1 pseudogene is annotated in these 255 nt (G+C 61.6%); it reads left to right on the top strand.

What is annotated here, in order from left to right:
- Positions 1-255, top strand: a pseudogene (locus tag LZA78_RS17745) (IS3 family transposase); the annotation flags it as partial.

Genomic DNA, 255 nt, shown 5'->3' with positions numbered 1-255 from the left:
CGCCCAAAGCCTGTACTACACCTGGTCGAAGGAATTCATGGAAGCGGGCAAGCGCCGCCTGGCGGGCGACACTGCCCGTGCCGCGACCACCGGCGAGGTGCAGGACCTGCGTCGTGAAGCCCGTGCGCTGAAGGAATGCGTGGCCGATCTGACGCTGGAGAACCGCTTGCTTAAAAAAAGCATGATCGCGGATGGGGGCGACGACGAATGAGGTATCCCGCATCCGAGAAGCTCGAGATCATAAGGATCGTCGAG

Source organism: Rhodobacter flavimaris, from assembly GCF_021378075.1.
GTDB classification, from domain to species: domain Bacteria; phylum Pseudomonadota; class Alphaproteobacteria; order Rhodobacterales; family Rhodobacteraceae; genus Rhodobacter; species Rhodobacter flavimaris.
This window is presented reverse-complemented; position numbering and strand designations above follow the sequence as displayed.